At 58.6% G+C, this 15,290-nt stretch carries 12 protein-coding genes; 7 read left to right on the top strand and 5 right to left on the bottom strand.

The window, feature by feature from the left end; genetic code table 11:
• Positions 1-446: 446 nt before the first annotated feature.
• Entirely contained in the window at positions 447-956 is a 510-nt protein-coding gene (locus HJW02_RS02005) for a thioredoxin domain-containing protein (protein ID WP_022398232.1), read from the bottom strand.
• A gap of 103 nt (positions 957-1,059) precedes the next feature.
• On the opposite strand from HJW02_RS02005, the gene HJW02_RS02000 reads away from it, so the two are divergent.
• Complete coding sequence (locus tag HJW02_RS02000; RefSeq protein WP_022398231.1) at positions 1,060-1,779, top strand: TIGR02206 family membrane protein; 720 nt, start codon at positions 1,060-1,062, stop codon at positions 1,777-1,779.
• A 103-nt stretch (positions 1,780-1,882) separates the two neighbouring features.
• Here HJW02_RS02000 and HJW02_RS01995 read toward each other — a convergent pair whose 3' ends face one another.
• On the bottom strand, positions 1,883-3,256 hold the full coding sequence (locus HJW02_RS01995; RefSeq protein ID WP_146018200.1) for a hypothetical protein: 1,374 nt from the start codon (positions 3,254-3,256) through the stop codon (positions 1,883-1,885).
• Between the two features lie 86 nt (positions 3,257-3,342).
• Positions 3,343-3,570, bottom strand: a complete 228-nt coding sequence (locus HJW02_RS01990) for a hypothetical protein (RefSeq protein ID WP_146018201.1) — start codon at positions 3,568-3,570, stop codon at positions 3,343-3,345.
• 416 nt (positions 3,571-3,986) lie between these two features.
• On the opposite strand from HJW02_RS01990, the gene HJW02_RS01985 reads away from it, so the two are divergent.
• From HJW02_RS01985 to HJW02_RS01960, 6 genes are all read left to right on the top strand, one after another.
• Positions 3,987-7,532 carry an adenosylcobalamin-dependent ribonucleoside-diphosphate reductase gene (locus tag HJW02_RS01985; protein WP_102722294.1) on the top strand — a complete coding sequence of 1,182 codons (3,546 nt, stop codon included), beginning with the start codon at positions 3,987-3,989 and terminating at the stop codon, positions 7,530-7,532.
• 103 nt (positions 7,533-7,635) lie between these two features.
• Positions 7,636-8,343: a DUF5131 family protein gene (locus HJW02_RS01980; protein ID WP_102722295.1), complete on the top strand. Its 708-nt coding sequence runs from the start codon at positions 7,636-7,638 to the stop codon at positions 8,341-8,343.
• Between the two features lie 164 nt (positions 8,344-8,507).
• On the top strand, positions 8,508-9,440 hold the full coding sequence (locus HJW02_RS01975; RefSeq protein ID WP_102728820.1) for a shikimate dehydrogenase: 933 nt from the start codon (positions 8,508-8,510) through the stop codon (positions 9,438-9,440).
• On the top strand, positions 9,433-10,458 hold the full coding sequence (locus HJW02_RS01970) for an A/G-specific adenine glycosylase (protein ID WP_102722297.1): 1,026 nt from the start codon (positions 9,433-9,435) through the stop codon (positions 10,456-10,458). Before HJW02_RS01975 ends, HJW02_RS01970 begins: the two co-directional genes overlap by 8 nt.
• On the top strand, positions 10,455-11,033 hold the full coding sequence (gene aat / locus HJW02_RS01965; protein ID WP_022398223.1) for a leucyl/phenylalanyl-tRNA--protein transferase: 579 nt from the start codon (positions 10,455-10,457) through the stop codon (positions 11,031-11,033). Before HJW02_RS01970 ends, aat begins: the two co-directional genes overlap by 4 nt.
• A gap of 74 nt (positions 11,034-11,107) precedes the next feature.
• Positions 11,108-11,671 carry a four helix bundle suffix domain-containing protein gene (locus tag HJW02_RS01960; protein ID WP_205597331.1) on the top strand — a complete coding sequence of 188 codons (564 nt, stop codon included), beginning with the start codon at positions 11,108-11,110 and terminating at the stop codon, positions 11,669-11,671.
• 129 nt (positions 11,672-11,800) lie between these two features.
• Here HJW02_RS01960 and ppdK read toward each other — a convergent pair whose 3' ends face one another.
• Entirely contained in the window at positions 11,801-14,545 is a 2,745-nt protein-coding gene (gene ppdK, locus HJW02_RS01955; RefSeq protein WP_102722298.1) for a pyruvate, phosphate dikinase, read from the bottom strand.
• 214 nt (positions 14,546-14,759) lie between these two features.
• The gene (locus HJW02_RS01950) at positions 14,760-15,221 is read right to left on the bottom strand and encodes a hypothetical protein (RefSeq protein ID WP_102722299.1); all 462 of its coding nucleotides are present in this window, start codon (positions 15,219-15,221) and stop codon (positions 14,760-14,762) included.
• Positions 15,222-15,290 lie beyond the last annotated feature (69 nt).

Raw genomic sequence — 15,290 nt, 5'->3', positions numbered from 1 at the left:
GAGGATTATTTTCAGCGTCGAGCGGGTGAAATGGTATAGTTGATATAGCCATAGTGTTTATGTTTTCAATTCATTTATTGTTGAATGAACTGGTCATTCAGTCCATGGTCACCTTGAAAGATTTCCCTCTCCCCATCAACACGTTCAACGCGTATTCGGCAGACAGGAAAAGGGCCGAAACGACGCAGGAATCAGGTGAAAATAAAGGGCATCAAAAATACAAGCATTGATGGCCAATAATTAAACATTCCAATCTCTCCGTCCCGGGAGGAAATAAATGCGCCTTCCGCCTGCACATTCCGGAATTTTGCCAAACCGTCTCCAATACGAAATATAAGAGGCGCCTCCAGAAGGAATATACCTCTCCGGACTATTGACGAGTGTTCATCTACAGGGAATTGGTCATTTTTCCCTGTAACCATGCAGAGGCCGCAAAGGAAATTCCTTTACTGCACCCGTATGGTCTGTTCAATCAGTTCGTTCAGGCGGGGGGCGGAAACGCCGCCGACCATTTCCTTCAGCTTCATGCCTTCCAGATACAGGACCGTTAGCGGAACGGCTTCCAGCCCGTACTTGCGGGCCACGTCCGGATAAGCGTCTGCGTCAATCAGCACGGCGAACGCCTTGCCGTCCTGCGCCGCGGCGTAGGACTTGACCGCCTGCACGTAGTCCGTGGCCGGGCGGCTCCAAGGGGCATAAAAGACAATCAGCACCTTGCGGCCGGAGAGTTCCGTGAGCTGCCGCATGTCCTCCCCCTTGTAGTCCATCCACACGGGGGCCTTCTTTTTAGGCTCCGCGGGGGGGAGAACTTTTTTGGGAGGGTCAAACGTTCTTTCCAGGGGGCGCGGAGCGGGCTTCTTCTCCGCGTAGCGGGCGCGCCGTTCGCTGGAATCGTCGCATCCGGTCAGGCCGGCCATCAGCAGGCCGCTGACCAATATGAACAAGCCCTGTTTCATTCCGCAGGCAAGTATGCCCGGGGAAGGCGAATTTGCAAGACTGAAACCCGTCCCGCTTTTCGCGTTGCCCCCGCCCCCCCTTCTCTGTTATGGTAGCCGTTGCATGAACGGCGTCCCTCCACTGGAATTTGCAGGGGTTTCCCACTGGGCGGCTTTGGCCGTTCTTCTGGCGGCGGGAGTTTGCATCATGGAACTGGGGCAGTCCTACAAGAAAACCGTCAGGAACCGCACCACGTTCTGGCTGGGAGTCGCCTGCCTGTTCAGCCTGGTTCCGGACCTGGCCGCCATGCTGGCGGATGAACCGGAAAAGAGCTGGACGTGGATGCTTCCCCTGCATTTCTGCTCCGTCATGCAGGTGCTCTGCGCCCTGAGCCTGTGGATTCCCTCCCGCCTGCTGCGCTCCGTGGTGTACTACTGCGTGCTGTGCGCCACCTTGCAGGGGCTGCTCACCCCATCCGTGGCCCACGATTTCCCGTCGTGGACGTACTTCGCCTTTTTCCTGTCCCACGGCGTAACGGTCATCACGGCCCTTTACCTGCCGCTGGCCCTGGAATGGAAGCCGGCGCGGTGGGATTTCCTGTGGGCCCTTCTGCTGGCGAACGTATATCTGGCCGCCGTCCACCCCGTCAACATGCTTCTGGAAACCAATTACGGGTTCACCGTGGCTACGCCTGCGGGCGGCTCCGTGCTGGACCTGTTCGGGCCGTGGCCCTGGTACCTGCTGTGGATGCAGATTCCGGCGCTCGTGCTGATGTACCTGCTCACGCTTCCCTTCCGCCATTATCCCAGGGGACGCACGGGCAGTTCCCTGTTCCATCATTGAGAAAGGCCCCACCATCCGCGCCAGGCTGTTCATGCCGGAACTACTGCGAAAGAGGAAAGGCGCGGACTCCCGATTCCGGGCAAGAAGGGCCGGAACGAGCCTTTTATTGGACAATAGGCTTGAGGATGCCGATGTAGGTGTCCGACGTTCCGGTTCCGCGATAGATGGAATCTATCCTGATCTTGATGGTGTGCACAGGCTGCCTGTAGTACGGCGGCACGACGATCTGGGGCGTCCAGTCATCCCGCAACGTGGCGTCAAAGGTGTAATTCCCGTTCAGCGTTACCTGGATGACTTTGGGGCGGCTGAACATGGAATAGGCTATGTTCGGATGCCGCCGCGCTTCCGTATCCCTTTCCGGATTGGTCACCGGGGAAATGCCGGTTTCCAGCATGATGCCCAGCAGCCGTCCCGGATTCTTGAGCTTGATTTCCAGGGTTTCCCCCTGCCCGTCTCCGGAAACGCCTTCCGCCCAATAGCCGGTGCCGTTCTTCAGGTTATCCGGGGAGCACGGCGCGCCGTAGGGGTCCTTCTCCAGAGTAGAGCTGGCCGTCACATCATACTGGTCCGTCAGGGTTCCCTTTTCACCGCGGATGGTGACCTGGCCGTCCTTGTCCAGCACCCAGCCGGGGCCGGGCGTCAGCACTACGGAGGAAGCATAGGGCCTGCCGTCCGCTCCCAGCAGGGACCAGGTATAAACGCCTTTGGGCGTAGTCACAATGGATTTGGCATCTGCGGACGGGTCCAGCTTGACGGATTGGTTGGTCATCTCCGAGCTGTATACATTCACGACCGCCCTGGGGGTGCCTCCCGTCCAGGTCATCACCGGAGAGGCGAGCAGCGTCAGACGGGGTTCCCCCATGTTGACCTTCGGTTCCGGCGTAATGGCAATATCCTGCGTATAAGGCACGGAAAACTGGAAGGTAAGCACATGAGTACCCGCCTTGTTGGGAACCTGGGCCACCAGCCAGTGGGTGATTCCGGCAACGGGGGACATGGTGGGAGCGTCCGCCTGAAGATGCCGCCCTTCCACCAGGGAGGAATCACATTTCAAATCGTCCACGGACGTCACGACGTCCTGCACCGCCTTCGTAAAAGGCAGGTTGCGTATGGGCTCCGGCTTTGCGGCATTGGCCTGTTCATCCGGCGGATCATACTGGAACGGCACGCCCACGGAGATGGTCTTGCCCTTGACGCCTTTGGGGATGTCCAGCGCGCAGGTGTAAATCAGAAAGGCCTGGTGCTGTTTCAGGGACACGGTAACGTCCAGGGCGTTCAGCCGGATTTCGTCCGCCTGCGTCAAATCCATGGGGACCGGCAAGCCGGGCGCCGGAGCAATGCATTGAAGGGAGACGTTCCGCGACCGGGGCTGCGGGGCCTTTTCTGCGGCGCTCTGTTCCTTATGCTGAGGGTCTGCGGCCAGGACCGGCATGCAGCACACGGCGCCGGTCAACCAGATCAGGGTAGCCAATCTCATGGCCGTTAAAATAACGCCTTGCAGCACGTTCATCAAGGCTCATTTGAGGCAGATGGAAAAGCCTTTTCCTCCTCATGCTTCCCGCCTTAAAAAACAAGGGAGAAGCCATTTTTTAATCCGTAAAATCCGTAGCAGGCAGGCATTCGTTTCAAGCCCAGGAATGTTGTCCCATGTTTTTTAAAAGGGCTTGTTGAGAGTTTTCCGGAACGACTTTTTGCCGGATGGGTGAAGAGCGGCGCCCTTATGAAGGGGAGCAGAAGGAGGCCGCTCCCAACCGGATAGAAAACCGGCATGGACATCAGATGCTTTACCATGTTATTAATCAACAAAATTCATTCACTGGTAATAATCAACAGGAATTTTTACATAACAGGAAATACACGCTGCAATATCCATCCATCCGGCCCCTTAACGCCTTCTTATTGCCGGGGGTTTCCCATGAAAAAGCCCCCTCCGGGAGAGGCGAATAACGTTCTGCAGGAAGGCGCCCGTCAAGCAAAAAAAATGGAGTGTCAGGCAGACAAAAAAAATTCACGCAAGACAGGAGCAAAATTTCTCGGAAACCGGGATAAAGCACAACATGTGGGATACAGAAAAAAAGACTGTACAATATTTCCTTTTCATCGCGATTATTTTTCAGTAGATAATGCAAACGCTACGCGCCGCCCCAACCCCGCGACGGAGCGCTGCCTCACGGGATTTCTCCCAAACGCTTTCTACTTCGCAAGCCATGACTATAGACAACTCGCAAACCATACTCAAACTGCGTACAGGACAGGAAATCATCCTCCCTCAGAGGAAGGACCTTCTGGGCGGTCTGAAATTCACCAGAAGATTTTCCCACAACGAAGTCCATCCCTATGATGAAGTGGACTGGACCCGCCGCGACGTCCGCATCATGGATTGGAAGACCGGCAAGACCATTTACGAGCGCCTGGGCCTGGAAGCGCCCGCGCACTGGGATGACAACGCCGTCAAGATCACGGCGGACAAGTACCTTTTCGGCAGTGAACCGGGGTCCCTGGAATATGAAGACAGCTTCCGCAATATTTACGACCGCATTTCCAACACCTACACCGTATGGGGCTGGGAGGAAGGCTACTTCGCCACGCTGGAGGACGCGGAGATTTTCAACGAGGAAATCAAGGCCATGCTGGTGCAGCAGATTTGGGCTCCCAACTCTCCCGTATGGTTCAACATCGGCCACTGGGAACAGTGGCGCTGGGGCCGCCCGGACCTGCGGGAAAGCTATACCGGCCACGGCAACAAGGCCTACCACACCAAGGGCACCAAGAACAACCTGAAGACCTTCACGGTCCAGTCCACGTATGAATATCCCCAGTGCTCCGCCTGCTTCCTGACGGAAGTGGGGGACAGCATGGAGGACATCCTGGATCACCTGACCACGGAAGGCCGCATTTTCGCGTCCGGTTCCGGCGTGGGCATCAACCTTTCCACCCTCCGTTCCTCCAGGGAGCCCATCAGCGGCAAGGGCCGCTCCTCCGGCCCCATTTCCTTTGACCGCGGCTGGGACCGCATGGCCGGAGCCATCAAGTCCGGAGGCAAGACGCGCCGCGCGGCCCGCATGGTGCTGATGTTCAGCGACCACCCGGACATTTTCGAGTTCATCAGCACGAAGAACCGCCAGGAAGACATCGCCAAGGTGATCCTGCGCGAGCATAACGTGCATGTGGAGCTGAAGCAGATTGCGGAAACCAAGCTGGTGGCGGGAACCCCGGCGGAAAAAGCCGCCGCGCGCCTCATTCTTTCCCTGCCCCTGGCTACCCGGAACAGCTTTGACCCGCACATGGACGCCCTGCTGTACGGGGAAACGCTTTCCCACCAGAACGCGAACCATTCCGTCTCCCTGAAAGGCGACTTCTGGCAGGCCCTCGCCAACAACGGCAATACCTACACGCGCTGGGTCACGAACCCGGCCCACATTGAACAGACCTTCCGGGCCCAGGAACTGCTGGAAGCCATGGCGAAGTCCATCTGGGACAACGGGGAGCCCGGCGTGCACAACAATGACGTGATCAACCTCTGGAACCCCGTCAAGTCCATCGGCTCCATCACTACCTCCAACCCCTGCTCCGAGTACGTCTTCCTGAACAATACGAGCTGCAACCTTTCCTCCTTCAACGCCTACCGCTTCCTGACGAAGGATGAGGACGGCAAGCCCGTCTTCGACGCGGACGCCCTGACCCATGCCGCGCGCCTGGCGATGGTCTGCGCGGACCTGAACGTGGAACGCGGCGGCTTCCCGATTGAAGAAATCGCGGAAGGCACCTACAAGTACCGCACCACGGGCATCGGCTTCGCCAACGTGGGCGGCTCCCTGATGGCGCTGGGCGTTCCGTACGATTCCGACGAAGGCCGCTGGATTGCCTCCCAGCTTTGCAGCGCCCTGACGGCGGCCTGCTGGACGGCGTCCGCGGAGATGGGCGCGGAGCTGGGTTCCTACGTGGAATACCCCGCCAGCAAGAAGGACCTGCTGGCCGTGCTGCGCCTGCATAACGCGGCCCAGAAGCTGGCGACCGCCCTGCCCGCCCAGAAGGATTCCAAGACTTTGGACGACCTGATTGAGAACATCATCGCCAACGCCGGCGGAGTGCTGCCGGAAGCGCAGGGGCTGACCGCCTCCTACGCCCTGCACGCCTATCTCAAGAGCTTCAAGGCTCCCACCCTGATGAACAAGGAGCGCATCGCCCCCGCCGCCAAGCTGGCGGAAGCCGCCTCCGGGATGTGGGCCAAGGTCGCCAAGGCTACGGCGCACCGCAACGCCTTCGTTTCCGTGATGGCCCCCACGGGCACCATCTCCGCCCCGCTGGGCTGTTATGATGAAGGCACCACCTCCATTGAACCGGATTACACGCTGGTGAAATGGAAGCAGCTTGCGGGCGGAGGCTCCCTGAAAATGTTCAACCGCCTGGCCCTGGAAGGCCTGCGCTCCCTGGGCTATGCGGAAGACTTCGTCAATGAAGCCGCCCTGGAAGTGGCCGGCCTGGACGGCCTGATTTCCGCGTTCCAGGGGAATATGGACGCCGTCGTGAACCAGCTCATCGTGGACCCCTGCAACGACCAGGCCGGACCCGTGCGCCTCGCGTGGCGCCGCCTGCTCTCCGGCACGGAATCCCGCAGTGAAATCCAGGAAAAGGTGGCCTATATCAGCAACCCGGCCAACATGTCCGTGCTGACGGCGGATGAACTGACCGTCATCAATGGCTCCGCCCACATTGAGTCCATCCCGTGGCTGGACAAGAAGGATCTTCCGGTCTTTGACTGCGCCGCCACCAACGGCAACGGCATCCGCGCCATCTCCCCCGCCGGCCACGTGCTGATGCTGGGCGCCCTCCAGCCCTTCATTTCCGGGGCGTGCTCCAAGACGGTGAACATGCCCGTCTCCGCCACCGTGCAGGAAGTCTACGATTCCCTCATCATGTCCCATGACCTGGGCGTGAAGTGCATCGCCATCTTCCGCGCCGGCTCCAAGGCGAACGCCGTTTACGTGGTGGACACGCCAGAAACCCGCATGTTCAAGGCCAACCATGTATGGGAACAGCTGGTGAACGCCGGAACGGAAGCCATTGACGAAATTATTGCGGAAGCGTCCAAGCCGCGCCAGCGCAAGCTGCCCGGCCGCCGCCTGGGCCAGACCGTGAAGTTCTCCGTGGGCGGCCAGCTCACGGGCTACCTGACGGTGGGCGTGTATGCGGACGGTACCTGCGGGGAAGTCTTCGGCCGCCTGGGCCAAGTGGGCTCCTTCGCCTCCGGCATGTTTGAAGCCTATTGCAAATTGCTCTCCACGGCCCTCCAGTTCGGCGTGCCGCTCAAGGAAGTGGTCAAGGGCTTCCGCAATTACTCCTTTGAGCCCTCCGGCTTCTGCCGCGTGGGGGACGATACGGAGGCGGATACCTGCACGGAAATCCGTTCCTGCGCCTCCGTGGTGGACCTGATCGCCAAGATTCTGGCGTGGCTCTTCCCGGAAAGCAACGGCTACCGCCTGCGGGACGTGTTCTCCATCCCGAGCGTCAGCCTGCCCGGCCAGGCTCCGGACACCACGGTGAGCGTGCTGCCCCCCCGCATCATCACCGCCCCGGTGCACCTTGAAACCCCGGCGCTGCCGGAGGTTCCCGCCGCCGGCAAGGCGCCGGAAGGCACCATGCTTAACGGCGCTTCCCTGTGCCCGCAGTGCCATTCCCTGGCCTACGTGCAGGACGGCAAGTGCAAGTCCTGCCGCTCCTGCGGGTATAAGGATGGCGGCTGCGGGGAATAAGCGGATTATTCCCGTACCTGTTATTTCAAGGCGGAACCCGGCCAGCTTCCGGGTTCCGCCTTGCTGATGCTTTCCCCAGCTCCAATCCATCAGAATCAATCAAATGGCTATGTGGAACCCATGGCGCGGATGCCACCGGTACAGCGCCGGGTGCAAATTCTGTTATATTCATCAAGCCGACAGACGGAGGGGAATGAATACGGACGAGATCGTGAAAACAGACAATTTTCATGCCCCCGTGCTGAAGAATAAAAAGGGAGATTACAGAATGAAACCCGGCCAGACCGTGTATCTGGGCTTCTCCACGGATTTTCTCATCCGGGAGGCGGACCCATGGCGCGGCGAATGCTGGGATATGATCCGGGAACGCCGGGACCTGAACTTTATTTTCCTGACCAAAAGAATTGAACGGTTCATGGAATGCATCCCCGGTGACTGGGCGGACGGCTATGACAACGTCACCATAGGCTGCACGGTGGAAAACCAGGACAGGGCGGACTTCAGGCTCCCCATCTTCAACAAGCTTCCCATCAAGCATAAAAACATCATTTGCCAGCCGCTTCTTGAGCAGGTGGACCTGGCCCCGTATTTGAACCAGATTGAACTGGTCGTCGCAGGCGGAGAATCCAACAGCTGCGCCAGGCCCCTGAATTATGAATGGATCTTATCCATCCGGGAACAATGCATCCGGAGCAAGGTTCATTTTGAATTCAGGCAATGCGGGACAAACTTCATCAAAGACGGGAAAATGTACCGTCTTCACGTCAGGCAGCTATGCAGCCAGGCGAAGAAAGCCGGGATCAACTGCTGACCTCCCGTCCGGCGTGCGGCAGAAAAAAGCGCCTCCCCCACGCGTTCCGGACTATGAGGCAAAAAACCACCCGGAAGAAGGAATGATAGGCGTTTGCCTTGAAATCCGGCGTAATTTCATTCATAGTACAGCGTGAGCGCCTGAGCCCGTTCCTCTATCTTTCCATGAAACCCTACTACACCCTGGCCGATCTTCTGGATGAAGAACATCCGTTTGATGCCGGAGAATCCGTTCCCGCCAGACTGGCCGTGATCGGCTTCCCCATCGCCCATTCCAAATCTCCCGCCATGCAGCAGGCCGCTCTGGATGCCGCGGGCATCCGTGCGCGCTACATCCGCATCCAGGCTTCTCCGGAAGAGTTTGCGGACGTGGTGCGCCTGCTCCGGGAAAAAGGATTCCTGGGAGCCAACGTCACGGTGCCCCACAAGCAGGCCGCCTGCTCCCTGTGCCATGATACGGACGCCCTCTCCCGCGCTACGGGTTCCGTCAATACGCTCGTCTTTCAAAAGGACGGCTCCGTTTCCGGCTTCAATACGGACGGTCCGGGCTTTGGACGCGCCATCCGGGAAGAATTTTCCGTGGACCTGCGCGATTTGAAGGTGGTGCTTCTGGGCGCCTGCGGCGGGGCCGGGCTGGCCCTGGCCTACACCTGCGCCATGCAGCACTGCGAGCGGCTGACGCTGGCAGGCAGGTCAGAAGAAAAGCTCCAGGCCCTTAAGGACAAACTGAGTTCCTTTTTCATTGACGAACACAGGCTGGAAGGACCATCCGACCGTCTGGCGGCCCACCTGAACAACACGCCGCGGTTCAATTCCGCCGTGGCGGAAGCGGACCTGATCGTCAACGCCACGTCCCTGGGCCTGAAACCTACGGACCCGTCCCCCGTGCCGTCCGCCCTGCTTTCCGCCCACCACCTGGTGTATGATTTACAGACGCATGACGACGCTTTCCAGATGGAAGCCCGCTTCCAGGGAGCCAGGGTCTCCAACGGCCTCTCCATGCTGATTCACCAGGGGGCCCTTTCCTTTGAACGCTGGTTCGGCATCAAGCCGGACATTTCCGTCATGCGCCAAGCCCTTGAACAAAAGCATGCCTGACACCAAACCCGATTTTGACATCCGGGCTTTCCGGAACGCGCTGGTGGAGTGGTTCCGGCGGGAGGGGAAGGATTACCCGTGGCGCCGGACCACGGACCCATGGCACATCCTGGTTTCCGAGCTGATGCTGCAGCAGACCACCATTCCCACCGTTCTGGGAAGGTATGAACGGTGGATGCGCCAGTTCCCCACTCCCGGGCACCTGGCCTCCGTGGACGAACAGACGGCCCTGCGCTCCTGGGAGGGGCTGGGGTATTACCGCCGCGTGCGTTCCCTCCAGGCCATCGCCAGGGAGATTGTCCACGAATTCGGCGGAGAGTTCCCGGACAACCCGGAAGGGCTGAAACGCCTGCCGGGCATCGGCCCGTATACGTCTGGGGCCCTGCTTTCCTTCGCCTTCAACAAGGCCGCCCCCATCGTAGACGCCAATGTGGCGCGCGTGCTGGCCCGCATTGACAATTATTCCGTGCCTGTGGATTCCACGGAAGGGTTGAAGTACCTGTGGACCCGCGCGGAAAATCTGGTGGATCCGGAACATGCCCGCGAATTCAATTCAGCCATCATGGAATTGGGGCAGACCTACTGCAGGATCAGCGCGCCGGACTGCCTGCTCTGCCCCGTCCGCTCCTTCTGCTCCGCGGAGCAGCCGGAAATGCTGCCTGTCAAGAATCCCAAGCCGGAAATTACCCGGGTGGAACACCACGACGTTCTCTACCTCCGCGGTAAATCCATCCTGCTGGCAAGATGCCCGGAAGGGAAGCGCCACGCCGGCATGTACCGTTTCCCCCAGCGGGAGGACGACCACACCCTTTCCCTGCCCCATGTGCTGAAACAGACCTACAGCGTCACCCGCTACAAGGTGACCCGCTACATCCACCATGTGGCGGAATCCCCGGCTTTTCTGGAGGGGGAGGAACTGGTTCCTCTGGACAAGGTGCACGAGCTGCCCATGGCCTCCCCGGACCGCAAGGCCCTGAATTCCCCCATTCTAGGCAAACTGCTGGACCAAATCAGATGAATCCCAGACTGACACCGGAACTGGTTCTTTCCGCCTACTGCCAGGGGTGTTTTCCCATGGCGGACCCGGAAACGGGAGAAATTTCCTTTTACGAACCGGATCCCCGCGCCCTGATTCCGCTGGACGAACGCTTCCACATCCCTCACGGTCTCAAGCGCGTCCTGAATAAAAAACCTTTTGAACTCCGGATGGATACCGCTTTTCCGGATGTGGTCCATGCCTGCGCCCGGACGGACGAACCGGAGGAACAATGGATAGACGGGCAGATTGAGGAAGTGTACGGCAGGCTTCACGAGATGGGCTTTGCCCACAGCGTGGAGTGCTGGGATGAGGAAGGATTGCAGGGGGGCCTTTACGGGGTCTCCCTGGGGAAGGCGTTCTTCGGGGAGAGCATGTTTCACCGGAAAACGGATGCCAGCAAGATTGCCCTGGTAGCCCTGGTTCAGTACCTGCGGGCCCACCAGTTCCTTTTTCTGGATACGCAGTGGACTACGCCGCATTTGCTGAAGTTCGGCACGTACGAGGTTCCGGCGGGGGAATACCGGAAGCTGCTGAAGAGGGCGCTGGAGGGGTGAGGAGAAAATTTGGAGTTTATTTATTTTAATGGACAAAATGGGAATAAATGAACAGGATGAACTCCATGGACGGAATGTCTCATGGATTTATTCCCAAGCATGGAGGATACCGGAATCTGGTGGTATACCGGGTTGCGGAGATCATTTATGATTTCACGTTCCGGTTCTGCAATAAATACGTGAAAAATCAAGGCCGGACTTATGACCAGATGGTTCAGGCAGCCCGTTCCGGCATGCAGAATATCGCGGAAGGGAGCGTGGATTCAGGAGTCAGCAAAGCGTCTGAATTGAAACTGACGGGAATTGCCAAGGGAAGCCTTCAGGAACTAAAGGAAGACTACCTTTCCTATCTGCGCCAGCGGGGATTGGAACAGTGGGAAAACAACAGTCTTTACGCGCAAGAGCTGATCAGGGCCAGGTTTTCTTCCGCACAGGAAGTTATCCGGTGGGTGGGCAAGCACAGGAATTTCCGCCCGGACCATTTTGGAGCAAATACAGCCGTTATCCTCATTAACGTAGCCCTTGGCCTGCTTGCTAAATTGATTCAAGCCCAGGAAAAGGATTTCATGCAGAACGGCGGCATCCGTGAACGCATGACCCGCGCACGGCTGGAACAGCGCAAACACAGAGGCAAATAATCTTCTTATTTAATATTTTGGTCCACTCCGTCCATCAAGTCCCTTTAGTCCATCCCTCCCCCGTCTCCACAAAAAAGCCCGTGGTTCCGGAGAACCACGGGCTGTCTATTAACCCTTAACAAAAAAGGCTTACGCCTGTTCCAAAGCTGCCTGGGCGGCGGCCAGACGGGCGGTCGGGACGCGGTAGGGGGAGCAGCTCACGTAGGTCAGGCCCAGCGTGTTGCAGAACTTGACGGAAGCAGGGTCGCCGCCGTGTTCGCCGCAGATGCCCAGCTTGATGTCCGGACGGGTGGAGCGGCCGAGTTCCACGGCAATCTTCATCAGCTTGCCGACGCCTTCCTGGTCGATGGAGGCGAAGACGTTCTTCTTGATGATTTCCAGTTCCTGGTACTGCGGCAGGAAGGAGCCGGAGTCGTCGCGGCTCATGCCCAGGCCCGTCTGGGTCAGGTCATTGGTGCCGAAGGAGAAGAACTGGGCGGTTTCCGCGATTTCGTCAGCCGTGACGGCGGCGCGCGGGATTTCAATCATGGTGCCGACGAGGTAGTCCACCTTGGCGCCCTTTTCTTCAAATACCTGCTTGGCCACCTTGTCAATGATGGCTTTCTGGATGTCCAGCTCCTTCTTGAAAGCCACCAGGGGAACCATGATTTCAGGCACCACGGCGAAGCCTTCTTCCTGGGAGACTTCCACAGCGGCTTCAAAGATGGCGCGGGCCTGCATTTCCGTGATTTCCGGATAGGCAATGCCGAGGCGGCAGCCGCGGTGGCCGAGCATCGGGTTGAACTCGTGGAGTTCAGCCACGCGGCGCATGATGACTTCCACGGGCATGCAGATTTTCTGAGCCAGGTCAAGCTGCTGTTCCTTCGTCTGGGGAAGGAATTCGTGCAGGGGCGGGTCCAGCAGGCGAATGGTGCCCGGCAGGCCCTTGAGCGCCTTGAAGATGCCCTTGAAGTCGCCCTTCTGGTAGGGAAGGAGCTTGGAAACGGCGGCCACGCGGTCGCTCTTCTTGGTGGAAAGGATCATTTCACGGACGAAGTCGATCCGATCCCCTTCAAAGAACATGTGCTCCGTGCGGCAGAGGCCGATACCGGTAGCGCCGAAGGCGATGGCGGTTTCCGTCTGCTTGGGGGAGTCCGCATTGGTGCGCACTTTCATCTTCGTGCAGTCGTCGCACCACTGCATGAGCCTGGCGAAGTTCTGGTAGGTGCGGCTGTCTTCCGGCTTCATGGTCTTGGAGATCAGCACCTGGATGATTTCAGAGGGGGAGGTTTCCACCTTGCCGGCGTACACCAGGCCGCTCGTTCCGTCGATGGACATGTAGTCGCCTTCATTGAAGGTCATGCCTCCAACGGTGACGGTGCGGTTGTTGTAGTCCACGATGACTTCATCAGCGCCGCAGACGCAGACCTTGCCCATCTGGCGGGCAACGAGGGCCGCGTGGGAGGAAACGCCGCCGCGGGCGGTCAGGATGCCTTCAGCAGCAATCATGCCGCGCAGGTCTTCCGGAGAGGTTTCCAGACGGACCAGGAGCACTTTTTCACCGTTGTCCGCAGCTTCCACGCAGCGTTCCGCATTCAGGTAGATGCGGCCGGTGGCAGCGCCGGGGCCGGCGGGAAGGCCGCGGGTGAGCATCTTGGCCTGCTTGATGGCTTCACGGTCAAAGATGGGGGTCAGCAGCTGGTCCACCTGGTCCGCGGGGATGCGGCGCACGGCGGTTTTCCAGTCGATCAGGCCCTGCTCCACCATTTCACAGGCGATGCGGAAAGCGGCCACGCCGGTGCGCTTGCCGTTGCGGGTCTGGAGCATGTACACGGTGCGGTCCTGAATGGTGAATTCAAAGTCCTGCATGTCGTGGAAGTGGTTTTCCAGCACTTCGCGGATGCGCATCAGTTCATTGAAGGCGGCGGGCATCACGTCGTGAAGGGCCGCTACGGGAGCAGGCGTACGCACGCCGGCCACCACGTCTTCACCCTGGGCGTTCATCAGGAATTCACCGTAAAATTCGTTTTCCCCGGAGGCGGGGTTGCGGGTGAACGCCACGCCGGAACCGGATTCTTCACCCGTGTTGCCGAACACCATGGCCTGCACGTTGACGGCGGTGCCCCATTCGGACGGGATGCCGTATTTCTGGCGGTAAACGATGGCGCGGTCATTGTTCCAGGAACCGAACACGGCGCCGATGGCGCCCTGAAGCTGTTCCCAGGGGCATTCCGGGAATTCATGGCCGGTGCGTTCCAGCACCAGCGCCTTGAAGCGGGAGACCAGTTCCTTCAGGTCATCCGCGGAGAGCTTGGTGTCTTCCACGTCCGCGTTGCCGTAGCGTTCTTCCTTGATGGCGGCGATGGCGGCTTCAAAGGGTTCGTGGTCTTCATCCGGGTTCTTCTGCACGCCCAGCACCACGTCGCCGTACATCTGGACAAAGCGGCGGTAGCAGTCCCATGCGAAGCGGGGGTTGCCGGTGGCCTTTACCATGGCTTCCACGGATTTTTCATTCAGGCCGAGGTTTAGAATCGTGTCCATCATGCCGGGCATGGATTCGCGGGCGCCGGAACGTACGGCTACCAGCATGGGCATGGCTTCCGTATCGCCGAACTTGCGTCCCAGGATCTGTTCCATCCTGGCAATGCCTTCCTTGATCTGCGCGTCAAGCTGGGCGGGATAGGTGCAGCCGTGATCGTAGTAGTAAGTGCAGACCTCCGTGGTGATGGTGAATCCGGGAGGAACAGGAAGGCCAATGCGGGCCATTTCCGCAAGGTTGGCGCCCTTGCCGCCCAGAAGATTTTTCATGCTGCCATTGCCGTCGGCGGACCCTCCGCCGAAGGAATAGACGAATTTGTCAGTAGATGCGCTGCATGCGCAGGAATTGGTGGACATATCGATTGTTGTAGTCGAATTAATGATTCTGCCCAAACATCAACCACAGGAGCCAACAAAAGACCCGATAGCGAGTTAGGGTCGAGTAAGGATGCCCGCCGCCCCTCGCTTTGTCAACTCGAAATTGTACGGAAAACGGAAATGTTTTTTATGTTTTTTAGGGAAAAATATCTTCCGCTTTTTCTCCCCGTCTCCGTGCTCCCGGCTGCATTTTTCAAAGCGATTCCCGGAAGGAGGAATCCGGCTCGTAATAAAGGATATCTACGGGACATTCCACATAAATGGTGCCGCCCGTCCAACGGAGTAATGGAAGAATGATCCCCGGGATTCTATAGTTCCGGGTGCGGGCTACCGTCATTTTACCCTTGATCCGCACATTGGGAGGTTCCGAAATATAACAGATATCCTGAATTTGCTTCCTTGTCACCCGGTCGATGTCCAGGATTGCGCGGCCCGTAAAATGGTAGGATACATCCGTGGAAAAAACCAGAATATTGGAACTGAAGTTGCTGTACCCGGCCTTGCGGCATGCTTCCTCCCCCGCCCTCTGCAATTCTTGCGAGGCTGTGGAGGACAAAACGTTGGAAAGGCCTTTTATGTTCACAGGGCTTTCCTGGGTAATGGAGCAGGAGGAAAGAACCAGCAAGGAGCTTCCCGCCAGAAGAATAGGTTTCATGATTTTGAGAGAGAATATTAAATTAATCCGAGTTTTTCGGAACGTATAAGTCTCCGCCTGAAGTTGGGG

Origin of the sequence: Akkermansia sp. GGCC_0220 (genome assembly GCF_017566105.1) — a bacterium.
GTDB classification, from domain to species: Bacteria; Verrucomicrobiota; Verrucomicrobiia; order Verrucomicrobiales; family Akkermansiaceae; genus Akkermansia; species Akkermansia massiliensis.
The sequence above is the reverse complement of the archived record's forward strand: the minus strand, read 5'-3'. Positions and strand labels throughout refer to the sequence as shown.